Raw genomic sequence first — 24,533 nt, 5'->3', positions numbered from 1 at the left:
CGCGCGCCCCGCGTTCAGCGCCGCTGCACGCCCACCGCCGTGCGCGCGGCGGCCTCCCAGGCGCCGCCCTGGAACCAGGCGTCGCCGTCCAGCCAGGCCTTGAGCATGGGCAGGGCGTCGAAGCCCCAGAAGAGGCGCCCGTCCACCACCAGGGCGGGCACGCCGAACAGGCCCAGGGCCAGGGCCTGTTCGCCGTTGGCGCGCAGGCGCTGCTTCACCACATCGCTGTCGGGCTCGACCCAGGCCCGGCCGCGCTGGGCCATGTGGTCTTGCAGCCGCGCCCGCAGATCGGCCAGGCGCGCCGGATCGGCCGCGTCGGCCCCGCCGTGCCAGACGTGCTGGAACAGCAGCTCGGTGACGTAGCGGCTGGTCTCGCCGGGCGCTTCGTCCACGGCGGTGGCCAGGCCCAGGCGCAGCAGCGGCAGCGGGTTGAAGGGGTGGGTGGCGGGCAGCTCGAGCCGGATGCCGTGCGTGTGCGCGAGCCACTGCACCTGGCGGTAGGTCCAGTCGCGCTTGGCCGGGATCTCGGCCGGCCCCAGCTGGCCGTGCGCCTTGAGCAGGCCGGCGAACAGCACCGGGCGGTAGTGCAGCGCCACGCTGTGGCCCATCAGCGCCTGCGGCAAGGCCGCGAAGGCCAGGTGCGCGTAGGGCGAGATGGGGTCGTAGAAGAACTGGACGTCTTTCATTCGGCGATCGGCTCCCGGGTGTCGAGCTGCGCCCACACGGCCAGCTTGTCGGCGTCGCTCATGCGGCTCCAGGCGCCGATCTCGGCCAGCGTGCGCAGGCAACCCACGCATTGGCCCCGGCGCTCGTCGAGCCGGCACACGCTCAGGCAGGGCGAGGGCACGGCCACGCCGGGCTGGCGCATGCGGGCGCGCTTGAAGTTGGGGCGTTCGGGCGCGTTCATGCGCGATCCGGCGCCGGGCCGCCGCCAGCCGGATCCGCCCCCGCGGGGGGCAGCGACCCGCGCAGCGGCGGCGCGTGGGGGCCCGCGTCACCCTGGACCACGTCGGCCACGGGCGCGCCGGTGTAGCGCTCCAGCTCCTGCGGCGTGAGCGGGAACACGGCGTGCGGGTGGCCCGCCGCGGCCCAGACCACGTCGAAGCGGAACAGCTCGCGGTCGATCAGCGTGACGGGCTCGTGGGCGTGCGCCAGCGGCGACACGCCGCCGATGGAGAAACCGGTCTGCGCCTTGACGAAGTCGGCGTCGGCGCGGCCCAGCTTGTGGCCCTCGCCGCAGACCAGGGCCTGCACGCGCTTCTCGTCCACGCGGCGGTCGCCGGAGGTGATGACCAGCACCGCGCGCTCGTCGCCCTTGCGGCGGAAGATGATGCTTTTGGCGATCTGTCCCAGGGCCACGCCCAGCGCGTCGGCCGCCTGCTGCGCGGTGCGCGCGGCGTCGTCGAGCATCACGGGCGCGTGCGCGTGGCCCAGCGCGGCCAGGCGCTCGGCCACGCGGCGGATGGCGGGGGAGGTTTGCAGTTCGGACACCGGCGTCATGCGCTCAGCCTTGGCGCTTGGCCAGCACGGCGCGCGCCACGCGCGAGTTGGTGGGCCGGCCCAGCTGCTGGCTGATGTAGGCGCCGGCGTCGATCAGGGCGTCGAGGTCGATGCCGGTGGCGATGCCCATGCCGTGCAGCAGGTAGACCACGTCCTCGGTGGCGACGTTGCCGGTGGCGCCCTTGGCGTAGGGGCAGCCGCCCAGGCCGGCCACGGAGGCGTCGAACTGCCACACCCCCATCTCCAGCGCGGCCAGGGTGTTGCCCACGGCCTGGCCGTACGTATCGTGGAAGTGGCCCGACACCTGGTCGACGCCGTAGTGCTTGAAGGTGGCCTCGAAGGCGGCCTGCACCTTCTTCGGCGTGCCCACGCCGATGGTGTCGGCCACGCCCACGTGCTCCACGCCAATCCCCTTCATGAGGCCGGCGAGGTAGTCCACGCGCGAGGGCGGCACCTCGCCTTCGTACGGGCAGCCCACGGTGCAGCTCATGGCGCCGCGCACGGCGATGCCCTTGGCCTTGGCCGCCGCCACCACGGGCGCGAAGCGCTCGATGCTCTCGGCGATGCTGCAGTTGATGTTCTTCTGGCTGAAGGCCTCGCTGGCGGCACCGAAGACCACGATTTCGTCGGGCCGGTCGGCCAGCGCGGCCTCGAAGCCCTTCAGGTTGGGCGTCAGCACCGAGTAGCGCACACCGGCGCGGCGCTGGATGCCCTGCATGACCTCGTGGTTGTCGGCCATCTGCGGCACCCACTTGGGGCTCACGTAGCTGGTGACCTCGATCTCGGTCAGGCCGGCGGCCTGCAGGCGGTGCACGAGCTCGATCTTGACCGCGGCGGGCACGGGCTGCTTCTCGTTCTGCAGGCCGTCGCGCGGGCCGACGTCGACGAGCTTGACGCGCTGAGGGAGCTGGTTCATGGGATGTCCTTTCAATAGCCGCGCTGGCGGTCCACCTCGCCCGCCACGGCTTCGCCGCGTTGCAGCGCGGCGATCTTGCGCGCGATCTGCGCGATGCTCTCTTCGCGCAGGGTGCGGGCCGAGGTGTGCGGCGTGAGCGTGATTTTCGGGTGGTTCCAGAAACCATGCCCGGCGGGCAGGGGTTCGGTGCGGAAGACGTCGAGCGCCGCGCCGGCCAGGTGACCGCTGTCGAGCAGGGCCAGCAGGTCCTCGTCCACCAGGTGGGCGCCACGCGCGAGGTTGATCAGGTAGCCGCCCGGGCGCAGCAGGCCCAGGGTGCGGCGGTTCAGGATGTCCTGCGTCTGGGGCGTGAGCGGCAGCAGGTTGATGAGCACGCGGCAGCTCGACAGGAAGGTGTCGAGCTGCGCCTCGCCCGCGTGGCAGCGCACGCCGTCGATGGCCTTGGGCGAGCGGCTCCAGCCGTGCACGGGAAAGTCGAACACCGTGAGCGCGCGCGCCACGCGCTCGCCGAGCACGCCCAGGCCCATCACGCCGACCGGGAAGTCGGCGCGGGCGCGCGGCTTGCGGTAGCTCCAGCGGCCCTCGCGCACCTCGGCCTCATACGCGTCCAACTCGCGGAAATGGCGAATCACCGCGTGGCAGGCGAACTCGGCCATCTGCACCGACATGCCGGCGTCGTCGAGCCGCACGAGGCGCGTGGACGGCGCGACGCGCAGGCCGAGCAGGGCGTCCACGCCGGCACCGGTGTTGAACGCGGCCTTCAGGCCCGGCTGTTCGTCGAAGAAGGCCTGGGGCGGCGCCCAGACCACCGCGAAGTCGGCGGCGGGCGCGCCGGGCCGCCAGACGCTGACGGTGGCATCCGGCAGCGCGGCCCGCAGGCCCTCCTGCCAGGGTTCGGGCTTCTGTTGGCTGAGGCAGACGGTGATGTGCATGGTGCGAAGCGTGGGTTCCTCAATGCGCGGCCAGCTTGAGCAGCTCCGCGCCCTCGGCCACCTGGTCGCCGGGCGCGTAGAGCAGCTCGGCCACGGTGCCGTCGGCCGGCGCGGCGATGGTGTGCTCCATCTTCATGGCCTCCATCACCGCCAGCGGCTGGCCCTTCTTCACCGCGTCGCCGGCCTTCACGGCGAAGGACACGACCTTGCCGGGCATGGGCGCGGTGAGGCGACCGCCCTCGCCCTCGCCTTCGCCCGCGTGGGCCAGCAGGTCGATCTCGACCAGGCTGGTGGCGCCGCGCGCGCAGAACACGTGCACGGTCTCGCCCGTGGTCCAGGTCTGCACGGTGTCGCGGCGGCCGGCGAACTGCAGGTCGAAACGTTCGCCAGCCAGCGGCTCGACCACCAGCGGGCCCTGCACGTCGCCCAGCGCCAGCGTGAGCGCGCCGCCGCGCCCGTAGGTGAGCGTGGCCTGCAGCGTGGCGCCGGCGACCTCGAAGTCGAAGCGGCGCGTGGTCAGGCCGTGCGAGCGGAAGCCGTCGCGGCGCGAGAAGGGGTCGGCGCCTTCGAGCGCGTGTTCGCCCAGCAGGGTTTGGGCCACGGCGGCGGCCACGGCCGTGGGCGTGCCCACGCGGTCCTGCTGGAACAGCACGGCCGATTCGCGCGGAATGAGCGCGGTGTCGAGCCGCGCCGTGGCGAAGGACTCGCTGGCCACCACGTGGCGCAGGAACTGCACGTTGGTGGCCAGGCCGACGATGCGGGTCTCGGCCAGGGCCGCGTCCAGCCGCGCCAGGGCCTGCTCGCGGTTGTCGCCGTGCACGATGAGCTTGGCGATCATGGAGTCGTAGAAGGGGCTGATGGCGTCGCCCTCGCGCACGCCGTCGTCCACGCGGGTGGTGCCGCGCTCGAAGGCGGTGTGCGCCGGCTTGCGGTAGACCTGCAGCGTGCCGGTGGCCGGCAGGAACTGGTTGTCGGGGTTCTCGGCGCAGATGCGCGCCTCGATGGCGTGGCCGTTCATGCGCAGCTGGTCCTGGCGCAGCGGCAGGGGCTCGCCCGAGGCCACGCGCAGCTGCCACTCCACCAGGTCCAGGCCGGTGATGGCCTCCGTCACCGGGTGCTCCACCTGCAGGCGCGTGTTCATCTCCATGAAGTAGAAGCGCATGGCCTCGGGGTGGTCGTAGCCCTCGGGCTGCTCGACGATGAACTCCACCGTGCCCGCGCCCACGTAGTTCACCGCTTTCGCGGCCGCCACCGCGGCTTCGCCCATGCGCTGGCGCAACGCGGGCGTCATGCCGGGCGCGGGCGCCTCCTCCAGCACCTTCTGGTGGCGCCGCTGCACCGAGCAGTCGCGCTCGAACAGGTAGACGCAGTTGCCCTGCGTGTCGCCGAAGACCTGGATTTCGATGTGGCGCGGGCGCTGCACGTACTTCTCGATCAGCACGGCGTCGCTGCCGAAGCTGTTGCGCGCCTCGCGCTGGCAGCTGGCCAGGGCGGCGGCGAAGTCCTCGCTTTTTTCCACCACGCGCATGCCCTTGCCGCCACCGCCCGCGCTGGCCTTGATGAGCGCGGGGTAGCCGATGCGGTCGGCCTCGCGCTGCAGCAGGGCCGGGTCCTGGTCGGTGCCGTGGTAGCCGGGCACCAGGGGCACGCCGGCCTTTTCCATCAGGCGCTTGGATTCGGCCTTCAGGCCCATGGCCTCGATGGCCGACGAGGGCGGGCCGATGAAGACCAGGCCGGCCTTGGCGCAGGCGTCGGCGAAGGCCTCGTTCTCGCTGAGGAAACCGTAGCCCGGGTGCACGGCCTGCGCGCCCGTGGCCCGGGCGGCCGCGAGGATGCGCTCCCACTGCAGGTAGCTGTCCTTGGGCGCGGAACCACCGATGTGCACGGCCTCGTCGCAGGCGGCCACGTGCTTGGCGCGCGCGTCGGCGTCGGAGTACACGGCCACGGTCTTCACGCCCAGGCGGCGCGCGGTGGCGGCGACGCGGCAGGCGATCTCGCCGCGGTTGGCGATCAGGATCTTGTCAAACATGGGAGGGTCTCCGGGTGGATGGCCACGCGGGCGCGTGGTCCAGGGTGAGGTGCGGCGCGACGGCGCGCGGCGTGGGATCGGCCAGGCGCGGCACGCGGCCCCAGCAGGGCGCCCGCAGCAGCGCCTGCAGCGATGACAGGTTGAGGTCGGCGTGGGCAAAGGCCGGGTCGACCGCGTTGGCCACCCAGCCCGCCAGCCGCAGGCCACGCGCGCGCACGGCCTCGGCGGTGAGGGCGGCGTGGTTGAGGCAGCCCAGGCGCAAGCCCACGACCAGCAGCACGGGCAGGTCCAGGTCGACCGCGAGATCGGCCGTGTCCCAGTCCGGCAGCAGGGGCACGCGAAAACCGCCGACGCCTTCGACCACCAGCAGGTCGGCGCGTGCGGCGAGCGCGCGCGCCGCCGCCAGCACGGCCGCGCGCTCGACCGGCCGGCCTTCGTGCGCGGCCGCGATGTGCGGCGCGCAGGCCTCGCGCCACTGAAAGGGCCCGACCTCGGCCTCGTTCAGCCCCAGGGCCTGGGCCGCGTGCAGGTGGCGCACGTCTTCGTTGAACCAGCGGCCGTCGGCGTCCTGCCGCTGGCCGGCCGCCAGGGGCTTGAAGGGCGCCACGCGCCAGCCCCGCGCCTGCAGCGCGTGCACCAGGCCGCCGCTGACGCAGGTCTTGCCGATCTCGGTATCGGTGCCGGTGACGAACAGGCCTTGCATCAGGCCACCTCCAGCGCCACGGACAGCGCGGCGCGTTCCAGGGCGTGCAGCAGCTGGTCCACGTCCTCGGGCGCGTGGCTGGCGCACAAGGTCACGCGCAGCCGCGCGCTGCCCACCGGCACCGTGGGCGGGCGGATGCCCGGCACGCGCAGGCCTTCGGCCTCGAGCCGCGCCGACAGCGCCATGGCCGGCGCGTTGCCGCCCACCACGAGGGCCTGCACCGGCGTCTGCGAATCGATCAGCCGCCAGCCCAGGCCGGCGTGGCGCGCCAGCAGGGCCTGGGCGCCCGCGCGCCATTGGGCGACGCGCTCGCGCAGCGCGGCGCGGCGCCGCCGGCCCTCGGGTCCCTGGATGAGCCGCAGCGAGGTGAGCACGGCGTGCTCCAGCAGCGGCGGCGCGGCGGTGGAGAAGATGTAGTTGCGCGCGCTCTGCAGCAGGAATTCGATCACGCGGTCGTGCGCCACCACGAAGGCGCCGGCCAGGCCCGCGGCCTTGCCCAGGGTGCCCATCAGCACCAGGCGTGGGCTGCGCAGGCCCAGCAGCTGCAGGGCACCCAGGCCGTCCTCGCCCAGCACGCCGAAGCCGTGCGCGTCGTCGACCACCAGCAAGGCGTCGTGCGCCTCGGCCAGGGCCAGCAGCTCGCGCAGGGGAGCGATGTCGCCGTCCATGCTGAACACGCTGTCGGTGGCGATGAGCTTGCGCGGCGCCGCGCTGGCGGCCAGTCGCGCGGCCAGGGCCACGGTGTCGGCGTGCGGGTAGACGCTCACGCGCGCCCGGGACAGGCGCGCGCCGTCGATGAGCGAGGCGTGGTTGAGCTGGTCGCAGAAGAGCTCGACCTCGGCGTCGCCCAGCGCGGTGAGCACGCCCAGGTTGGCCATGTAGCCGGTGCAGAAACCCAGCGCGCGGGCCTGGGGAATGTGCCCGGCGAAGGCCTCGCCGAGCCAGGCCGCGACGGCCGCGTGCGCGGCGCTGTGGCCGCTCACCAGCGGCGAGGCGCCCGAGCCGCCGCCCCAGCGCCGCGCGCCCTCGGCCAGGGCCTCGGCGATGGCGGGGTGCGCGGCCAGGCCCAGGTAGTCGTTGCCGCAGAACATGAGCAGCTCGCGCGTGCCGCCCCGCGGATCGCGCACGCGCTGGCGCGGCGCGGTGCCGCTGTCGGCCACGCGCAGGCGCCGCCGCAGGTCGCGCGCGTCGAGGTCGTCCAGGCGCTGGTTCAGGTGCTCAAACCACATCGTTCAGCGTGTCCGTGACGGCCTCGGCCAGCCAGGCCGCGGTGGGAGGGTCGACGAGGTACGGCGGCATGAGGTAGACCGTGCGGCCGATGGGCCGGATCAGCAGCCCGTGCGCGCGCCCCGCGAGGTGGAAGCGCTCGGCGACATCGGCCGCCGCGCCCGGCAGGTCGAAGGCCAGGATGGTGCCGCGCTGGCGCAGGTGCGCCACGCGATCGTCCTGCGCCAGCGGCGCGAAGGCCTGGGCCAGCCAGGCGGCCTGCTCGGCGCAGCGCGCCTCCTGGCCGGCGTCGAAGCGGTCGAGCACCGCGTTGGCGGCCGCGCAGGCCAGCGGGTTGCCGGTGTAGGAGTGCGAGTGCAGGAAGGCCCGCGCGGGGTCGTCGGACCAGAAGGCCTGGAACACGGCCTCGCCGCTGAGCACCACCGACAGCGGCAGGGTGCCGCCGGTGATGCCCTTGGACAGCAGCAGGAAGTCGGGCCAATCGGCCGGGCCCGCCGGCTCGGTGTGCGACCAGGCGAAGAAGCGCCCGGTGCGCCCGCAGCCGACGGCGATCTCGTCGGCGATCAGGTGCACGCCGTGCGCGGTGCACAGGCGGCGCAGCTCGCGCAGGTAGCGCGGCGCATGCATCACCATGCCAGCGGCGCCCTGCACCAGCGGCTCGATCAGCACGGCGGCCAGTTGATCGGCCTCGCGCGCCAGCAGCGCGGCCAGCGCGGCCAGCGCCTGGTCTTCATTGCCGAGGCGGCTGTCGGGCGCGTCCACCAGGCGGCTGCGCATCAGCAGCGGGTCGTAGGCGTCGCGGAAGATGGCCACGTCGGTCACCGAGAGCGCGCCCAGGGTCTCGCCGTGGTAGCCGCCGCGCAGGGCGACGAAGCCGCGCTTGCCCTCGAGGCCCTGGTTGCGCCAGGCGTGAAAGCTCTGCTTGAGCGCGATCTCGACCGCGCTTGCGCCGTCGCTGCCGAAGGAGGCGTGCGCCAGCGCGCCGCCGCTGCGCGCGCACAGGCGCTCGGCCAGGCGCACCACGGGCTCGTGCGTGCAGCCCGCCAGCATGGCGTGCGGCAGGGTGTTCAACTGCGCGGTGATGGCCGCGCGCAGGCCCTCGTCGCTGTGGCCGAACAGGTTGACCCACCAGGAGGAGATGGCGTCGAAGTAGCGCCGGCCCTCGCTGTCGAACAGCCAGGGGCCTTCGCCGCGCGCCAGGGGCAGCGGCGGGCGCTGCGCGGCGCGCGCCATCGAGGTGCAGGGGTGCCACACGCGCGCCAGGCTGCGCGCGGCCAGCTCGGGCATGGCCGATCCGTTGTTCGTCATACCGGTTCTTGTGCCCGCCCCAGCGCGCGGCGCCAGACGGCGCGCAGGAAGCGGAACAGCGTCCACGTGATCCACCACATGGCCAGCACGATAACCACCAGCAGGACCGCAAACACCAGGGGGTGGTTCGTGGCCAACCAGAGCGCGGCCACCACCAGGCCGTCTTCGAGCAGGCTTAAGCCCAGGTTGGTGAAGGGTTCGGGCGAGGCGTTGGCGGCCGCGCGCGCGCTGGTCTTGGCGGCCTGGCTGGTGGCCGCCAGGGTGCCGCCCAGCAGCGCGGCCATCAGCGCCAGGGTGGCGCTGTCGGCGCCCAGCGCGCCGGCGGCGAGCGCGGCGCCGGCCGGCACGCGGATCACGCTGTTGACCAGGTCCCAGAGGGAGTCGACCCAGGGGATCTTGTCGGCAAAGAACTCGATGAAGAGCATGAAGCCGCTGGCGCCCAGCAGCGCGGGGTGCTGCAGCACCTGCAGGCCGGGCGGCAACTCGAGCCAGCCGATCCAGCCCGCCAGGCCGGTGAGGAAAACCACCAGGTACAGGCGCAGGCCGCTGGCCCAGCCGAGCGCGGCGGCCAGCGCCAGCAGCTCGGGCGTGCCCAGGGATTGCAGTGCGTCATTCATGTCGCGTTGCCTCCGGAGCACCCGAGGCACTGGCCTTGCCAGGCCTCTGGGTGCGCCCCACTCCCGCCGAAGGCGAGAGTGGGGGGAGCCGCAAAGCGGCGCGGGGGCAGCTTCATCTCACTGCCAGTTCGGCGCGCGCTTGTTCAGGAAGGAGGCCAGGCCTTCGCGGCCTTCCTCGCTGGCGCGGATGTCGGCGATGCGGCGCGCGGTGTCGGCGCGCAGCTCGGCCGTGAGCGGCTGGCCGGCGACGTCGCGCACCAGGGCCTTGCAGGCGCGCGCGGCGGCCGGGCCGTTGTTGGCCAGGGTGGCCACGATGCCGTCGACCGTGGCGTCCAGCGTCTCGGGCGTGGCCAGCTCGTGCACCATGCCCAGGGCGTGGGCCTGCGCGGCGCTGAAGCGCTCGGCCGTGACCATGTAGCGGCGCGCGGCCTGCGCGCCCATGGCGCGGACCACGTAGGGGCTGATGGTGGCCGGCAGCAGGCCCAGGCGCGCCTCGGACAGGCAGAAGGTCGCGCCCTCCACGGCCACCAGCACGTCGCAGATGGCCGCCAGGCCCATGCCGCCGGCGTAGCAGTCGCCCTGCACGCGCCCCACCACGGGCACCGGGCACTGGTCCAGGGTCCAGAGCATGTCGGCCAGGCGCTGGGCGTCGGCGCGGTTCTCTTCCCACGAGTAGCCGGCCATGGCCTTCATCCAGTTCAGGTCGGCGCCGGCGCAGAAGGCCTTGCCGTGCGCGCCCAACACCACCACGCGCAGGTCCGCGTCCTGCGACAGCGCGCCGAAGGCGTGCGTGAGCGCGGCGATCACCTCGTCGTTGAAGGCGTTGCGCACATCGGGGCGGTTGAGCCAGACGCGCGCCACGTGCGCGCTGGGGCGGGAAACCTCGATCACATCGCTCATGTCAGTACCTCTTCGCAACCTCTTCCAGCATCACTTCGGTGGCGCCGCCGCCGATGGCCAGCACGCGCGCGTCGCGCCACAGGCGCTCGATGGCGGTCTCGCGGATGAAGCCCATGCCGCCGTGGAACTGCTGGCAGGTCTGCACCACCTCGTTCACCAGCTCGCCGGTGAGCGCTTTCAGCATCGACACCTGCTGCACGATGTCCTTGCCCTGCGTGACCGCCCAGGCGCAGTGGTACATGAACTGGCGCGCCGCGCGCACCTTGGCGTCGAGCATCGCCAGGCGCTGGCGGATCACCTGCTGGTCCCACAGCGGCCCGCCGAAGGCCTGGCGCTGGCGCACGTGGTCCAGCGTGAGCTGCAGCGCGCGCTGGCAATGGCCCACGGCCATGGCGCCCAGGGCGATGCGCTCGGTCTGGAAGTTTTTCATCACCGCGTAGAAGCCCTTGCCCTCCTCGCCCAGCAGGTTGGCGGCGGGGAGGCGCACGTTGTCAAACACCAGCTCGGCGGTGTCCGAGCTGAGCCAGCCCGTCTTGTGCAGCGCGCGGCCCACGCTGAAGCCGGGCGTTCCCTTCTCGACGATGAACATCGAGACCTCGCGCTTGCCCGGCCCGGTCTTGGCCGCGACGAAGTAGAGGTCGGCGTGCACGCCGTTGGTGATGAACATCTTGGTGCCGTTGAGCACCCATTCATCGCCCTCGCGCACGGCGCGCGTGCGGATGCCGGCGACGTCGGAGCCGGCGCCGGGTTCGGTGATCGCCACGGCGCAGATCGATTCGCCCGCGCAGACCTTGGGCAGGTGCCGGGCCTTCTGCGCGGCGCTGCCGGCGTGGTGCAGGTGCGGGCCGGCCATGTCGGTGTGCACCAGCACGGTGATCACGAAGCCGGCGAAGGTGCTCTGCGACAGCGCCTCGGCGAACACCAGATTGGTCAGCGCATCGGCGTCGCCGCCGCCGTATTCGCCCTCGAAGGCAATGCCCAGCAGGCCGGCCTGGCCCATGCGGCGCAGCACCTCGCGCGGCACGAAGCCCTGCTGCTCCCAGGCCATGCCGTGCGGCTCGACCTCGCGCGCGATGAAGCGCGCCACCTGCTCACGCAGGGTCTGGTGCTCGGGGGTGTCGTAGATCGTGGGTTCCAAGGCTGGTGTCTCCGTCAAGGGTGGCCGGCTTCAGCCGGTCCGGGCGGGCTGCAGCTGCAGGAAGCGCACGAGGTCCAGTTCGGGCCCCGGTTGCCCCAGCAGGGTCAGTGCCGCGGTGATCTGGCCGCGGTGGTGCGTGGCGTGGTTGAACACATGGGCCAGCGTGGGCGCGAAGGGCAGGTCCATGGCCTCGCCATTCGAGCGCGTGTAGCGCAGGCGACCGTCGAAGCGCTCGGCGGGCCAGTGGGTGATGGCCCCGTCCCAGGCCAGCGCGCCATCGAGCACCGCCTGCGCGAGCCGCGCGCGATCGGGCTCGGCCTCCATGTCCAGGGCCAGCGCTGGCGATTCGCCCCGCGCGAAGCGGGGAAACCACAGCAGGCTTTCGCCCACCAGCAGGTGGTTCAGCGTGCCGTGCACGCTCTTGAAGAACAGGCCGACGTCGCGCCGGTAGGCGTCTTCGTCGAGCGCGGCCACCGCCTCCAGCAGGCGCCGCGTGGCCCAGGCGTGGTAGCGCGCGAGCGTGAGGAAATGGGCGCGGGCGTCCATGGCTGCGCTCACATGCGGAACACGCCGAACTTCGGCTCACCGATGGGCGCGTTCAGCGTGGCCGACATCGCCAGCGCCAGCACGCGGCGCGTGTCGGCGGGGTCGATCACGCCGTCGTCCCACAGGCGGGCGCTGGAGAAATAGGGGTGCGACTGGTGCGCAAACTGATCGAGCAGGGGCTGCTTGAACTTCGCCTCTTCCTCGGCGCTCCAGGACCCGCCCTTGGCCTCGATGCCGTCGCGCTTGACGGTGGCCAGCACGCTCGCGGCCTGCTCGCCGCCCATGACGCTGATGCGCGCGTTGGGCCACATCCAGAGGAAGCGCGGGCTGTAGGCGCGGCCGCACATGCCGTAGTTGCCCGCGCCGTAGCTGCCGCCGATGATGATGGTGAACTTGGGCACCTGCACCGTGGCCACGGCCGTGACCATCTTGGCGCCGTGGCGCGCGATGCCCTCGTTCTCGTACTTGCGTCCCACCATGAAGCCGGTGATGTTCTGCAGGAACAGCAGCGGCACCTTGCGCTGGCCGCACAGCTCGATGAAGTGCGCGCCCTTCTGCGCGCTTTCGGAGAACAGCACGCCGTTGTTGGCCACGATGCCGATGGGCATGCCTTCGATGTGCGCGAAGCCGCAGACCAGGGTGCTGCCGAAGCGCGCCTTGAACTCGTGGAACTCGGAGCCGTCGACCAGGCGCGCGATGACCTCGCGCACGTCGTAGGGCTTGCGGGTGTCGGTGGGAATGACGCCGTACAGCTCCTCGGACGGATACCTGGGCGCGCGCGGCTCGATCAGCGCCTGCCTCGCCTCCTTGCGGCGGTTCAGCGTGGCCACGGCCTGGCGCGCCAGCGCGATGGCGTGGGCGTCGTTCTGCGCCAGGTGGTCGGCCACGCCCGAGAGGCGCGTGTGCACGTCGCCGCCGCCCAGGTCCTCGGCGCTCACCACCTCGCCGATGGCGGCCTTCACCAGCGGCGGGCCGCCCAGGAAGATGGTGCCCTGGTTCTTCACGATGATGGTCTCGTCGCTCATGGCGGGCACGTAGGCGCCGCCGGCGGTGCACGAGCCCATCACCACCGCGATCTGCGCAATGCCTTGCGCGCTCATGTTGGCCTGGTTGTAGAAGATGCGGCCGAAGTGCTCGCGGTCGGGGAAGACGTCGTCCTGGTTGGGCAGGTTGGCGCCGCCCGAGTCCACCAGGTAAATGCAGGGCAGCTGGTTCTGCATCGCCACCTCCTGCGCCCGCAGGTGCTTCTTCACCGTCATGGGGTAGTAGGTGCCGCCCTTGACGGTGGCGTCGTTGCAGACGATCAGGCAGTCGACGCCGCTCACCCGGCCGATGCCGGCGATCAGGCCGGCGCAGGGCGCGTCGCCGTGGTACATGCCGTGCGCGGCCAGGGGCGCCAGCTCCAGGAAGGGCGTGCCGGGGTCCAGCAGCATCTGCACGCGCTCGCGCGGCAGCAGCTTGCCGCGCTTGACGTGCTTGGCGCGCGCGGCCTCGCCGCCGCCCTGGGCGGCCTGGGCGAGCTGGACCTTGAGGTCCTCCACCTGGGCGCGCATGGCCTCGGCGTTGGCCTGGAATTCGGCCGATCGGGGGTTGAGCTTGGTCTCCAGGATGGGCATGGCCTGTCTCGTGTGGTGGGCGAACGAAGGGCGAGGGTACACCCCCGGCCGCCACCACCGGCCGCCATGGCGGTTGCAAATCGCGCCACCAGACCAGGCGCGGTGGCACACTCGCGCCATGCCCGCGGACACCCCCGACCTGCTGCCCGGCCCCGCCCTCACGCCCATGGCGCTGGTCCGGGCCATGGCGCTGGCCTACCGGGCGCGCGGCATGGACCCGGCGGCGGCCCTGGCGCAGGCACAAATTCCGCCAGAGCATCTGAACGATCCGCCAGCGCGCATCACCGCCGCGCAGATGGAGGCTGTGTCCTACGCGGCCATGCGCGAGCTCGACGACGAGGCCCTGGGCTGCTTCGAGCGGGCGCTGCCCTGGGGCAGCTACGGGCTGCTGGCGCGGGCCTCGCTGTCCTCGCCCACGCTGGCGGTGGCGCTCAAGCGCTGGTGCCGCCACCACGGCCTGCTGGCGAACGCGGTCGCGCTCTCGGTCGAGACCAGCGGCGAGCGCGCCGCCATCGCCCTGCGCCTGCGCCGCGACCCCGGCCCGCTCACCGAGCTGTGCGTGGTCTCGGTGCTGCGCAACATCCACGGCCTGGCGGCCTGGTTCGTGGATTCGCGCATCCCCTTGCTGGAGGCGCATTTCCCCTACGCGCCGCCGCCGCACGTCGAGGCCTATGCGGTGCTGTTCGACGCCCCGGCCCGCTTCGGCACAGACCAGGCCGCCATCCACTTCGATTCGCGCTACCTCAGCCTGCCCCTGCGCCGCGACGAAGCGGCCATGAGCCAGTTGCTGCAGCGCGCGCTGCCGCTGACGGTGCGTTCCTACCGGCGCGACCGCCTGCTGGTGCAGCGCGTGCGCCAGCTGCTGGCCCGCCAGCCGCTGGAGACCCACAACGCCGACGACCTGGCCGCCCTGCTGCACACCTCGGCGCGCACCCTGCACCGCCAGCTGAGGGAAGAAGGGGCCAACTTGCAGGCGCTGAAGGACGAGGTGCGGCGCGAGCGCGCGAGCCAGCTGCTGCTGCGCACCGACCGGCCCATCAAGCAGGTGGCCGAGGCGGCGGGCTTTCGCAACGAGAAAAGCTTCATCCGCGCCTTCCGGGCCTGGACGGGACAGTCGCCTGGCGACTTCCGGCGGCGCTGACGCGGCAGCCCACCCGACGAGCGCGCGCGCCCCCGCGCGCCGGCCTCGGCCCGGCAACGCCGGTTCCGCGGTGTCTCGGGACAAAAGCCGGTCACAATCGGGAATCGTTCTCATTTAAATTGCCCGCCCATGATGCTGCGCATTCCCCAGGTGCTGACGCCCGAGCAGCTGCGCCAGTGCCGCCAGTCGCTGGAGACCGCGGACTGGACCGACGGCCGCGCCACCGCCGGCCACCTGGCCGCCCAGGTCAAGCACAACCAGCAGCTGGGCGACGACCAGCCGGCGGCGCGCCAGGTCGGCGACCTGATCCTGCAGGCCCTGGGCCAGCACCCACTCTTCCTGTCGGCCGCCCTGCCGCTGAAGGTGCTGCCGCCGCGCTTCAACCGCTACCAGGGCGGCGGCCGGTACGGCGCGCACGTGGACGCGGCCATCTTCAGCGTGCCGGGCACGCCGCACCGGGTGCGCAGCGACCTGTCGGCCACCCTGTTCTTCAGCGAGCCCCACGAGTACGAGGGCGGCGAGCTGACCGTGCAGGACAGCTTCGGCCAGCACAGCGCCAAGCTGGCGGCCGGCGACCTGGTGCTCTACCCCGGCACCAGCCTGCACCACGTCACCCCGGTCACGCGCGGCGTGCGGCTGGCGGCCTTCTTCTGGGTCCAGAGCCTGGTGCGCGACGACAGCCAGCGCACACTGATGCTCGAACTCGACACCGCCATCCAGCAACTCGTGCGCGACACGCCCGGGCACCCCGCGCTGGACCGGCTCACCGGCGTGTACCACAACCTGCTGCGGCAATGGGCGAACACCTGATGTCGCCATCGGCGAGCCCACGCGACATGAAGCCGCCGCTGGCGCAGATCCCGCCCGAGGTGGCCGCCGTCAGCGACTACGAACCGCTGGCGCGCGAGCGCATGACGCCCGCGGCCTGGGCCTGGCTGCAGGGCGGCGCGGCGGATGAAATCACCCTGCGCGAGAACCAGGCCGCCTTCCAGCGCCTGCGCCTGGCGCCGCGCGCGCTGGCCGAGCTGGCCGGCGCCCACACCCGGCTCACGCTGCTGGGCCAGGCCTTCGAGCACCCCATCTTTGTCGCCCCGGTGGCCTACCAGCAGCTCGCGCACCCCGACGGCGAGAGGGCCACGGTGCTCGCCGCCGGCGCCCTGGGCGCGGGCATGGTGGTGAGCACGCAGGCTGGCCTGCCATTGGACGCGCTGGCGCGCCAGGCCACCGCGCCGCTGTGGTTCCAGCTCTACGTGCAGCACGACCGCGGCTTCACCCGCGAACTGGTGCACCGCGTGCAAGCCGCGGGCTACCGCGCCCTGGTGGTGACGGTGGACGCGCCCGTGAGCGGCCCGCGCAACCGCGAGCGGCGCGCCGGCTTCGCGCTGCCGCCGGGCCTGAGCGCCGTGAACCTGCAGGGCGTGCGCAACCCGCCGCCCCACACCGCGCCCCTGGGTCGCCCGCCCCTGTTCGGCAGCCCGCTGGTGGACACGGCCCTGACCTGGCGCGACATCGCCTGGCTGCGCGAGCAGACCACGCTGCCCGTCCTGCTCAAGGGCGTGCTCTCGCCCGCGGACGCCGTGCGCGCGGCCGACGAGGGCCTGGATGGCGTGATCGTCTCCAACCACGGCGGGCGCGTGCTCGACACCGTGCCCGCCACCATCGAGGCCCTGCCCGCCATCGCGCGCGCCGTGAACGGCCGCCTGCCGCTGCTGCTGGACGGTGGCGTGCGCCGCGGCACCGACGTGTTCAAGGCGCTGGCCCTGGGCGCCTCGGCCGTGCTGGTGGGCCGGCCCGTGCTGCATGGCCTGGCCGCCGCCGGCGCGCCCGGCGCGGCGCATGTGCTGCACCTGCTGCGCGCGGAACTGGAGATGGCGATGGCCCTGACGGGCTGCCGCACGCTGGCGGATATCGACGAGAGCCGGATCTGGCGCGGCGGCTGAGCCGCGCACCACTCAGAGCCGCAGCTCGCGCATGTGGTGGAACACCCGCGCCACCGGCAGGCCCTCGAAGGCGCGGCCATGGCCCTGGGTGCAGAAGCCCCAGACCGTGGCGCCCGCGGCCAGGCCGGCCTGGGCACCGGGCGCGGTGTCCTCGATGACCAGACAGCGCCTCGGGTCCACCCCCAGGTGCGCGGCGGCGGCCAGGTAGACGTCGGGCGCCGGCTTGGAGCGCGGCAGGTCGTGGCCGCTGAAGATGGCGTCGCCGAACCAGCGCGCCAGGTCCACCTGCTCGAGCTGCATCACCACCTTGGCGCGGTCGGCGCCCGAGGCGCAGGCGATGCGCCCGCCCACCAAGCCGTGCAGCCGTGCCACGGCCTCGTGCACGCCCTCGATGGCCTTGAGCTCGGCGCGCAAGCGCTCATTGCGCCGCGCGTAGAAGGCCTGCAGCCATTCTTCGGACCAGGGGCGGCCGGTGTGTTGCTCGATCAGCGCGCGCTGGTCGCGCACCGCGCGGCCGATGAACAGGCGCTCGCAGTCCTCGGGCGAAATCGCCCAGCCCGCCTCGACGAGCGACTCGCGCAACACACCGTTGGTGATGGGCTCGCTGTCGACCAGCACGCCGTCGCAATCAAACAAAACCGCCTCGAAACTCACCGCTTGTCCTCGCTCGGAAAATCGCCGTCCACGTAGTACCAGCGTCCCCCCTCGCGCACGAAGCGGCTGCGCTCGTGCAGGCGCTGGCCCCGGCCCGCCACGCGCGAGCGCGCGACGAACTCGACCTCGGCGTGGTCGGCGTCGATGGCGCGGTGCGCGCGCACCTGCAGCCCCAGCCACTTCACGCCCGGCTCCAGGTCCAGCGTGGCCGGCCGCGTGCTGGCATGCCAGGTGGCCTGCAGGTGCGCCACGTCGCCGCGCACGAAGGCGCTGTAGCGCGAGCGCATGAGCGATTCGGCGTCGGGGGCGGGGGTGGCGGTGCCGAGGTAGCGGCCGCAGCAGGCGTCGAAGGCGGGGCCGCGACCGCAGGGACAGGGCGCGCTGGTGGGGGTGGGCATCGGGAATCGCGGAAGAGGACGGATTATCGATGCCCCTGCAATCCCTGGGGCCACGCGGGGCGGACCGCACAATGCGCGCACCCCAAGGAGAACCCATGACCGCTCTCGACAGCTTCCCGATCACGAAGAAGTGGCCCGCCCGGCACCCCGACCGCCTGCAGCTGTACTCGCTGCCCACGCCCAATGGCGTGAAGGTGTCCATCGCCCTGGAAGAGACTGGCCTGCCGTACGAGCCGCACCTGGTGCGCTTCGACACCAACGACCAGCTCTCGCCCGAGTTCCTCTCGCTCAACCCGAACAACAAGATCCCGGCCATCATCGACCCGAACGGTCCCGAGGGGACGCCGCTGGCGCTGTGGGAATCGGGCGCCATCCTGGTCTACCTGGCCAGCAAGAGCGGCCAGCTCCTGCCCCGCGACGCCGGCGCGCGTTACGAGACCCTGCAGTGGCTGATGTTCCAGATGGGCGGCATCGGCCCCATGTTCGGCCAGCTCGGCTTCTTCCACAAATTCGCCGGCAAGGACTTCGAGGACAAGCGCCCGCGCGACCGCTACGTGAACGAGAGCAAGCGCCTGCTGGCGGTGCTGAACCAGCACCTCAAGGGCAAGCGCTGGATCATGGGCGAGCAGTACACCATCGCCGACATCGCCACCTTTCCCTGGGTGCGCAACCTCGTGGGCTTCTATGGCGCGGGCGAGATCGTCGGCTTCCAGGACTTCCCCGAGGTGCAGCGCGTGCTCGAGGCCTTTGTCGCGCGCCCCGCCGTGCAGCGCGGGCTCAACATCCCGGCGCGCGACTGAGCCCACGCACGAAGGGTCGTCGTCCAGGGGCGCCGCGGAACCGGCTCTGCCAGGCCGCAGGCGCCGTCCCCCCTCCGGGGGAAGCCGCGCAGCGGCGCAGGGGGGCTTCCTACTTCCGCCAGAAGTGGCCAGTGAAGAGCACCAGCACCGTCAACAGCTCCAGCCGGCCCAGCATCATCGCGAAGCTCAGCACCCAGATCTGGCCGTCATTGAGCACGCCATAGTTGCTCGCCGGCCCCACCAGCCCAAGGCCCGGGCCGATGTTGTTGACCGTGGCGACCACGGCGGAGAACGCGGTGACGATGTCCAGCCCGGTGAGCAGCAGCAGCATGGTCAGGCCCACGGTGGCCGCGCCGTAGATCAGCATGAAGCCGAACACCGCGTTCATCACCTGCGGCGGCACCACGCCGCCGGCCAGCGTGACCGGGTTGACCACGCGCGGGTGGATGATGCGGACCAGTTCGCGCCGCGCCTGCTTGATCAGCAGCACCATGCGGACCATCTTGATGCCGCCGCCCGTGGAGCCCGCGCAGGAGGCGAAGCAGCCCAGGAACATGAGCAGCACCGGGGCGAACACCGGCCACTGCGCGTAGTCGACCGACGCATAACCCGTGGTGGTGGCCACCGAGACCACGTGGAAGGCCGCGCTGCGCAGGGCGGTGCCGACGTCCGTGTACACCCCGTTCACCAGCAGCAGCAGCGTCACCACGGCGATGGCGGCGGCCAGCACCACCAGGTAAGTGCGGATCTCGCGGTCGTTGGTGATGGGCCGCAGCGAGCGGTGCTTGATGACCACGAAGTAGCGCAGGAAGCTGATGCCCGCCATGGTCATGAAGGCGGTGGCCACCCACTCGATGCGCGCCGAGTTGTAGTGTCCGAAGCTGGCATCGTAGGGCGACAGGCCGCCCAGGCCCATGGTGGTGCACATGTGCATGAAGGCGTCGGCCCAGCCCATGCCGGCCCAGCGGTAGGCCAGCATGCAAGCCACGGAGAACAGCGCGTACACGCCCCACAGGCCGCGCGCGGTCTCGGCGATGCGCGGGGTGAACTTGGTGTCCTTCATGGGGCCGGGCGTCTCGGCGCGGTAGATCTGCATGCCACCCAGCCCCAGCAGCGGCAGAACGGCCACCACCAGCAGCATGATGCCCAGGCCGCCGACGAGCTGCAGGAAGCAGCGCCAGACGTTGATGGACACCGGCAGCAGGTCCAGCCCCGAGATCGCCGTGGCGCCGGTGGCGGTGAGCCCGCTCATGGCCTCGAAGTAGGCCTTGCTCAGGCTCAGGTCTGGCACGCTGTAGTACAGCGGCGCGGCGGCGTAGGCCGGCAGCACCACCCACACCAGGTTCACCAGCAGAAAGCCGTCGCGCGGCATGAGCTCGCGGCGGTGCCGCCGCGTGAGCATCCACAGGGCCCAGCCGCTGCACACGGTGGCCGCGAAACCGAAGGCCCAGACCAGCACGTGGTGGTTCTTGTCGAGGAACCAGGCCCAGGCCATGGGCACCAGGAAGGTCGGCGAGAACGCCAGCAGCACGCGCGAAAAGACGTTGAGGACGGGCAGCCAGAGGGATTGCATGGTCGCTCGGCCGTCAGCCGAAGAAGGTGGCGCTGACCTGGAACAGCTTCTCGACCTCGCGCACCAGGCGCTTGTTCGGGATGAACAGGATGATGTGGTCGCCGGCCTCGATGAGCCGGTCGTGGTGCGGCATCAGCACCTCGGAGTTGCGCCCTTCGCCGCGCACGATGCCACCGATGCGCGTGCCCTTGGGCAGCTTGAGCTCTTCGATGCGGCGGCCCACGAGCTTGCTGGTTTTGGCGTCGCCGCGCGCGATGCCCTCGAAGGCCTCGGCCGCGCCGCGGCGCAGGCTGTGCACGGCCGCCACGTCGCCGCGGCGGATGTGGGTGAGCAGCTCGCCGATGACGGCCTGCGAGGGCGAGATCGCGATGTCGATGGTGCCGCCCTGCATCATGTCGGCGTAGGCGCGGCGGTTGATGAGGGCCATGACGCGCCCCGCGCCCAGGCGCTTGGCCAGCATGGCCGACATGATGTTGTCCTCGTCGTCGCTGGTGAGCGCGAGGAACATGTCCATCTCGCCCACGTTCTCCTCCTCCAGCAGGTCTTCGTCGGCGCCATCGCCCTGCAGGATCAGCATGCTCGAGGGCAGCTGGCTCGCCAGGTACTCGCAGCGCTTCTTGTCGCGCTCCAGCAGCTTCACCTCGCACTGGCCCACCAGGCTGCGCGCCAGGCGCAGGCCGACGCGGCCGCCGCCGGCGATCATCACGCGCTGCACGGGCTTGTCGGTGTTGTGGATGGCCGAGAGCACGTCGCGGATCTTGTCGGTGTCGGCGAGCACGAAGATCTCGTCGCCCGCGAGGATGCGGGTGGAGGGCGTGGCCTCCATCTCGGTGTCGAGCCGGTAGAGCGCGACCACGCGCATTTCGCAGCGGGTGTAGCGCTCGCGAAACTCACCGATGGTGTGGCCCACGAGCGCGCCGCCGTGGTTGGCGCGCACCGCGATGAGGCTGGCGCGGCCATCGGCGAACTCCAGCACCTGCAGGGCCTCGGGGTAACTGATGAGCTGGCGGATGTAGCGCGTGACGGACTCTTCGGGACAGAGCACGTGGCTGACGGAGAAGCCGGTCTGCGAGAGCAGTTCGTCGCCCTCGATGAACTCGGGCGAGCGCAGGCGCGCGATGGTGGTGGGCACGTTGAACACGTCGTGCGCCACCTTGCAGGTCACGAGATTGGTCTCGTCGGCCGCCGCGCAGGCGATGACCATGTCCGCGTCCTTGGCGCCGGCGTCGCGCAGCACCGAGGGCTGGATGCCGTTGCCCACCACGCCGCGCAGATCGAGCTTGTCTTCGAGCAGGCGCAGGCGCGCCGGGTCCATGTCGATGACGGTGATGTCGTTCTGCTCGGAGACCAGACTCTCGGCCACGCTCTCGCCCACGCGGCCGGCCCCGAGGATGATGATGTTCATAAAAGGATGGTACCCCCCGCGCCGCCTGCGGCGTCACCCCCCAGGGGGCGGTGCCTGCGGCCCGGCAAAGCCGGTTCCGCGGCACCCTCGGTCAAGGCATTTCGCGCCGGAGGGGTTCTCTGGTCATCAGGCCAGGGCGCGTTGGATGAGGATCTTCTGTACGTCGGAGGTGCCTTCATAGATCTGGCACACGCGCACGTCGCGCCAGATGCGCTCGACCGGGAAGTCGCTCACGTAGCCGTAGCCACCGTGCACCTGGATGGCGTCGCTGCACACGCGTTCAGCCATCTCGCTGGCGAACAGCTTGGCCATGGCCGCCTCCTTCAGGCAGGGGCGCCCGGCGTCGCGCAGCGCGGCCGCGTGGAGCACCATGGCGCGCGCCACCTCGATCTGCGTCGCCATCTCGGCCAGGCGAAAACCCACCGCCTGGTGGTTGAAGATGGGCTGGCCGAAGCTCTCGCGCTGCTTGGCGTAGGCCAGCGCGCAGTCGAAGGCGCTGCGCGCCATGCCGACGCTCTGCGCCGCGATGCCGATGCGCCCGCCCTCCAGCGCCGACAGCGCGATCTTGTAGCCCTCGCCCTCCGCGCCGATGAGGTTGTCGGCCGGGATGCGGCAGTTCTCGAAATTGATCTGCGCCGTGTCGCTGCTGTGCTGGCCCACCTTGTCTTCCAGCCGCGCCACCACATAGCCCGGTGTGTCGGTGGGCACCACGAAGGCGCTCATGCCGCGCTTGCCCGCGGCCTTGTCGGTCACGGCGATCACGATGGCGAGCTGGCCGTTCTTGCCGCTGGTGATGAACTGCTTGACACCGTTGAGCACGTAGTCGCCGCCCTGCTTCACCGCCGTGGTACGCAAGGCCGAGGCGTCCGAGCCCACGTGCGGTTCGGTGAGGCAGAACACGCCCAGCATCTGGCCGGCGGCCAGCGGACGCAGCCAGCGCTCCTGCTGCCGGGCGCTGCCGTAGCGCATGAGGATGGCGTTGACGGGACAGTTGGTGACGCTGATGGCCGTGCTGGTGCCGCCGTCGCCGGCGGCGATTTCCTCCAGCACCACGGCCAGGCTCACGTAGTCCAGGCCGGCACCGCCCAACGATTCGGGCACGCAGATGCCGTAGGCGCCGAGTTCGGCGAGGCCGCGGTGCACGTCGGCCGGGAAGTGGTGCTCCTTGTCCCACTTCGCGGCGTGGGGCCAGAGCTCGGCCTGGGCGAAGGCGCGCACCGCCTCGCGGACGGCTTCCTGGTCGGGGGTCAGCAGCATGTCATTCCTTCTCGGGACTCTGTTCCTGGACCAGCTGCGCGAGGTAGCGCGCGCGCATGGCCTCCTGGGTTTCGGTGGGCGCGGCGAGCCCCATCTGGTCGCTGATCATCTGGTTCATGGTCGGCAACGCGTCGCGCGCGGGCCAGCCCGCCGGCTCCCACAGGCGCGAGCGCATGAAGGCCTTGGCGCAATGCAGGTAGACCTCGCGCGCCGCGACTTCGATCACCAGCTTGGGCCGCTGGCGCTCCTGGGCAAAGCGGTCCACGAACTCGGGCTCGTCGCGCAGGCGCGCGCGGCCGTTGATGCGCAGCGTCTCTTCCACGCCGGGCACCAGGAAGATCAGCGACAGGCGCGGGTCGGCGATCAGGTTCTCCAGCGTGTCGAGCCGGTTGTTGCCGCCCGAGTCGGGCAGCAGCAGGGTGTGCTCGTCGAGCACCTTCACGAAGCCGGCCTCGCCGCCACGCGGCGAGGCGTCGAGCAGGCGGCCGTTGGCGCCGCCGCTGGCGAGCACGCAGAAGGGCGACAGCGCGATGAAGCGGCGGGCGTGCGCGTCGATGCGCGACAGCTGCTTGCGGCGCGCGCGCTCGCCCGGGGCGGCGTAGAGGCCGCGCAACTGTTCGAGGGTCTGGATCATGGAAGGCCCCTGGCTCACCAGCCGTCGAACGGCCGGCCGTCGTGGTCGATGAAGCGGCCGCCCTCGCGGGGCGTGAGGCGCGCGAGGGTGCGGCGCATGTCCGCCACGCTGCGCTCGGGCGAGAGCGGGGCCGAGGCCCCGCCCATGTCGGTCTGCACCCAGCCGGGCGAGATGGCGACGAGGATGGCCTCGGGGTAGTCGTGCTGGGCCGAGGCCACCGCCATGTTCAGCGCGGCCTTGCTCGCGCGGTAGACCCAGCCGCGGCTGTCGGCCACGCCCGCGATCTGCGCCATGGCGCTGGACAGGAAGGCGAAGCGCCCGCGCGCGGCCTCCACCAGCGGGGCCACCTGCGGGATCACCTGCATGGCGCCCAGCAGGTTGGCGTGCATGGCGTGGTCGAAGGCCTCGCGCGTGGGCGGCGTCCGTGCGCTGCCCTGCGGGAACACGCCCGCCACGTACAGGGCCACGTCGATCTTCTCGCCCTCGAGCTGCCAGGCCAGGCCGCTCACGCTGGTGGGCTCGGCCACGTCCACGCGCAGGGCCTCGGCACCGAGTTCGCGCAGGCGCGCCAGGCCGGCGTCGTCGCGCGCGGTGGCGATCACGCGCTCACCGGCCTCGCGGTACTGGCCCACGAATTCGAGGCCGATGCCACGCGAGGCGCCGATGACCAGAACGGTGGCCATGCGGGTCAGAGGGGAAGCGACCCAGGGACACCACGGAACCGGCGTTGCCGGGCCGTCGGTGCCGCCCCCCCGAGGGGGTCGCGCGAAGCGCGGCGGGGGTGGTTCACAGCAGCTCGATGGCCATCGCCGTGGCTTCGCCGCCGCCGATGCACAGCGTGGCCACGCCGCGCTTGCCGCCGCGCGCCTGCAGCGCGTGGATCAGGGTGACCAGGATGCGCGCGCCGCTGGCGCCGATGGGGTGGCCCAGGGCGCAGGCGCCGCCGTTGACGTTGAGCTTGTCGTGCGAGACCTTGAGCTCGGCCATCAGGGCCATGGGCACCACGGCGAAGGCTTCGTTCACTTCCCACAGGTCGACATCCCCCACCTTCCAGCCGGTGGCGGCCAGCAGCTTCTGCGTGGCGTGGACGGGCGCGGTGGTGAACCAATTGGGCTCCTGCGCGTGCGTGGCGTGGCCGACGATGCGGGCGATGGGCTTGGCGCCCAGGCGCTGCGCGGTGGAGGCCTTGGCCAGCACCAGCGCGGCGGCGCCGTCGTTGATGGAGGAGCTGGAGGCGGCGGTGATGGTGCCGTCCTTCTTGAACGCCGGCTTGAGCGCGGGGATCTTGTCGAGCTTGAT

The 24,533-nt window shown here is 72.1% G+C and carries 25 protein-coding genes and 1 pseudogene; 4 read left to right on the top strand and 22 right to left on the bottom strand.

The window, feature by feature from the left end; translation table 11 throughout:
- Window positions 1–14 precede the first annotated feature (14 nt).
- The 14 genes and pseudogenes from BGO22_RS21390 to BGO22_RS21325 form a co-directional block, all read right to left on the bottom strand.
- Window positions 15–686, bottom strand: coding sequence for a 2-hydroxychromene-2-carboxylate isomerase (locus BGO22_RS21390; protein ID WP_286852405.1), 672 nt, complete (start codon window positions 684–686; stop codon window positions 15–17).
- Window positions 683–907: a DUF1289 domain-containing protein gene (locus tag BGO22_RS21385; RefSeq protein ID WP_070400413.1), complete on the bottom strand. Its 225-nt coding sequence runs from the start codon at window positions 905–907 to the stop codon at window positions 683–685. Before BGO22_RS21385 ends, BGO22_RS21390 begins: the two co-directional genes overlap by 4 nt.
- A 92-nt stretch (window positions 908–999) precedes the next feature.
- Window positions 1,000–1,500: pseudogene (locus BGO22_RS21380) on the bottom strand (YbaK/EbsC family protein); the annotation flags it as partial.
- A gap of 4 nt (window positions 1,501–1,504) precedes the next feature.
- A complete protein-coding gene (locus tag BGO22_RS21375; protein WP_070400414.1) occupies window positions 1,505–2,416 on the bottom strand; it encodes a hydroxymethylglutaryl-CoA lyase in 912 nt (303 codons plus the stop codon).
- An 11-nt stretch (window positions 2,417–2,427) separates the two neighbouring features.
- Window positions 2,428–3,348 (bottom strand): 2-hydroxyacid dehydrogenase, encoded by a 921-nt coding sequence (locus BGO22_RS21370; protein WP_204744027.1) that lies wholly within the window; start codon window positions 3,346–3,348, stop codon window positions 2,428–2,430.
- Between the two features lie 19 nt (window positions 3,349–3,367).
- Window positions 3,368–5,377 carry an acetyl/propionyl/methylcrotonyl-CoA carboxylase subunit alpha gene (locus tag BGO22_RS21365; protein ID WP_286852404.1) on the bottom strand — a complete coding sequence of 670 codons (2,010 nt, stop codon included), beginning with the start codon at window positions 5,375–5,377 and terminating at the stop codon, window positions 3,368–3,370.
- On the bottom strand, window positions 5,370–6,080 hold the full coding sequence (gene bioD / locus BGO22_RS21360; protein WP_286852403.1) for a dethiobiotin synthase: 711 nt from the start codon (window positions 6,078–6,080) through the stop codon (window positions 5,370–5,372). The genes BGO22_RS21365 and bioD overlap by 8 nt, the downstream gene beginning before the upstream one ends.
- Window positions 6,080–7,309 (bottom strand): 8-amino-7-oxononanoate synthase, encoded by a 1,230-nt coding sequence (locus BGO22_RS21355; RefSeq protein WP_286852402.1) that lies wholly within the window; start codon window positions 7,307–7,309, stop codon window positions 6,080–6,082. The genes bioD and BGO22_RS21355 overlap by 1 nt, the downstream gene beginning before the upstream one ends.
- Complete coding sequence (bioA, locus tag BGO22_RS21350) at window positions 7,299–8,615, bottom strand: adenosylmethionine--8-amino-7-oxononanoate transaminase (protein ID WP_286852401.1); 1,317 nt, start codon at window positions 8,613–8,615, stop codon at window positions 7,299–7,301. Before bioA ends, BGO22_RS21355 begins: the two co-directional genes overlap by 11 nt.
- Window positions 8,612–9,232 (bottom strand): DUF4126 domain-containing protein, encoded by a 621-nt coding sequence (locus tag BGO22_RS21345; RefSeq protein WP_286852400.1) that lies wholly within the window; start codon window positions 9,230–9,232, stop codon window positions 8,612–8,614. The genes bioA and BGO22_RS21345 overlap by 4 nt, the downstream gene beginning before the upstream one ends.
- Before the next feature lie 117 nt (window positions 9,233–9,349).
- Window positions 9,350–10,132: an enoyl-CoA hydratase/isomerase family protein gene (locus tag BGO22_RS21340; protein ID WP_286852399.1), complete on the bottom strand. Its 783-nt coding sequence runs from the start codon at window positions 10,130–10,132 to the stop codon at window positions 9,350–9,352.
- A gap of 1 nt (window position 10,133) precedes the next feature.
- A complete protein-coding gene (locus BGO22_RS21335) occupies window positions 10,134–11,270 on the bottom strand; it encodes an acyl-CoA dehydrogenase family protein (protein WP_286852398.1) in 1,137 nt (378 codons plus the stop codon).
- 30 nt (window positions 11,271–11,300) lie between these two features.
- Window positions 11,301–11,816, bottom strand: coding sequence for a DinB family protein (locus BGO22_RS21330; protein ID WP_070400422.1), 516 nt, complete (start codon window positions 11,814–11,816; stop codon window positions 11,301–11,303).
- 8 nt (window positions 11,817–11,824) lie between these two features.
- On the bottom strand, window positions 11,825–13,432 hold the full coding sequence (locus BGO22_RS21325; protein WP_204744022.1) for a carboxyl transferase domain-containing protein: 1,608 nt from the start codon (window positions 13,430–13,432) through the stop codon (window positions 11,825–11,827).
- A 118-nt stretch (window positions 13,433–13,550) separates the two neighbouring features.
- Between BGO22_RS21325 and BGO22_RS21320 the strand changes: the two genes are divergently transcribed.
- The 3 genes from BGO22_RS21320 to BGO22_RS21310 all read left to right on the top strand — a co-directional run bounded on the left by BGO22_RS21320 (window position 13,551) and on the right by BGO22_RS21310 (window position 16,513).
- Window positions 13,551–14,573, top strand: coding sequence for an AraC family transcriptional regulator (locus tag BGO22_RS21320; RefSeq protein WP_286852396.1), 1,023 nt, complete (start codon window positions 13,551–13,553; stop codon window positions 14,571–14,573).
- A 129-nt stretch (window positions 14,574–14,702) separates the two neighbouring features.
- Window positions 14,703–15,383, top strand: coding sequence for a Fe2+-dependent dioxygenase (locus BGO22_RS21315; protein WP_286852395.1), 681 nt, complete (start codon window positions 14,703–14,705; stop codon window positions 15,381–15,383).
- A gap of 26 nt (window positions 15,384–15,409) precedes the next feature.
- Window positions 15,410–16,513 (top strand): alpha-hydroxy acid oxidase, encoded by a 1,104-nt coding sequence (locus BGO22_RS21310; RefSeq protein ID WP_286852394.1) that lies wholly within the window; start codon window positions 15,410–15,412, stop codon window positions 16,511–16,513.
- 12 nt (window positions 16,514–16,525) lie between these two features.
- Here the strand turns inward: BGO22_RS21310 and BGO22_RS21305 are convergent, their stop codons facing one another.
- Together BGO22_RS21305 and BGO22_RS21300 are read right to left on the bottom strand one after the other, a co-directional pair.
- Window positions 16,526–17,167, bottom strand: a complete 642-nt coding sequence (locus BGO22_RS21305) for an HAD family hydrolase (RefSeq protein ID WP_286852393.1) — start codon at window positions 17,165–17,167, stop codon at window positions 16,526–16,528.
- Window positions 17,164–17,565 carry a YchJ family protein gene (locus BGO22_RS21300; RefSeq protein ID WP_286852392.1) on the bottom strand — a complete coding sequence of 134 codons (402 nt, stop codon included), beginning with the start codon at window positions 17,563–17,565 and terminating at the stop codon, window positions 17,164–17,166. Before BGO22_RS21300 ends, BGO22_RS21305 begins: the two co-directional genes overlap by 4 nt.
- Window positions 17,566–17,660: 95 nt before the next feature.
- Here BGO22_RS21300 and BGO22_RS21295 point away from each other — a divergent pair, with 95 nt between their 5' ends.
- On the top strand, window positions 17,661–18,365 hold the full coding sequence (locus tag BGO22_RS21295; protein ID WP_070400428.1) for a glutathione S-transferase N-terminal domain-containing protein: 705 nt from the start codon (window positions 17,661–17,663) through the stop codon (window positions 18,363–18,365).
- A 109-nt stretch (window positions 18,366–18,474) separates the two neighbouring features.
- Here BGO22_RS21295 and BGO22_RS21290 read toward each other — a convergent pair whose 3' ends face one another.
- The 6 genes from BGO22_RS21290 to BGO22_RS21265 all read right to left on the bottom strand — a co-directional run.
- Entirely contained in the window at window positions 18,475–19,938 is a 1,464-nt protein-coding gene (locus BGO22_RS21290) for a TrkH family potassium uptake protein (protein ID WP_070400429.1), read from the bottom strand.
- Window positions 19,939–19,951: 13 nt separating this feature from the next.
- A complete protein-coding gene (gene trkA, locus BGO22_RS21285) occupies window positions 19,952–21,343 on the bottom strand; it encodes a Trk system potassium transporter TrkA (RefSeq protein ID WP_204744019.1) in 1,392 nt (463 codons plus the stop codon).
- Window positions 21,344–21,469: 126 nt separating this feature from the next.
- Window positions 21,470–22,600 (bottom strand): acyl-CoA dehydrogenase family protein, encoded by a 1,131-nt coding sequence (locus BGO22_RS21280; protein WP_204744018.1) that lies wholly within the window; start codon window positions 22,598–22,600, stop codon window positions 21,470–21,472.
- Window position 22,601: 1 nt separating this feature from the next.
- Window positions 22,602–23,234 (bottom strand): pyridoxamine 5'-phosphate oxidase family protein, encoded by a 633-nt coding sequence (locus tag BGO22_RS21275; RefSeq protein ID WP_286852391.1) that lies wholly within the window; start codon window positions 23,232–23,234, stop codon window positions 22,602–22,604.
- Between the two features lie 14 nt (window positions 23,235–23,248).
- Entirely contained in the window at window positions 23,249–23,917 is a 669-nt protein-coding gene (locus BGO22_RS21270) for an SDR family oxidoreductase (RefSeq protein WP_204744016.1), read from the bottom strand.
- A 103-nt stretch (window positions 23,918–24,020) separates the two neighbouring features.
- Window positions 24,021–24,533: thiolase family protein (locus BGO22_RS21265; protein WP_502686490.1), on the bottom strand; the 513-nt coding region annotated here is incomplete at its 5' end.

Source organism: Hydrogenophaga sp. 70-12 (assembly GCF_001897365.1).
Lineage (GTDB): Bacteria > Pseudomonadota > Gammaproteobacteria > Burkholderiales > Burkholderiaceae_C > Hydrogenophaga > Hydrogenophaga borbori.
The sequence above is the reverse complement of the archived record's forward strand: the minus strand, read 5'-3'. Positions and strand labels throughout refer to the sequence as shown.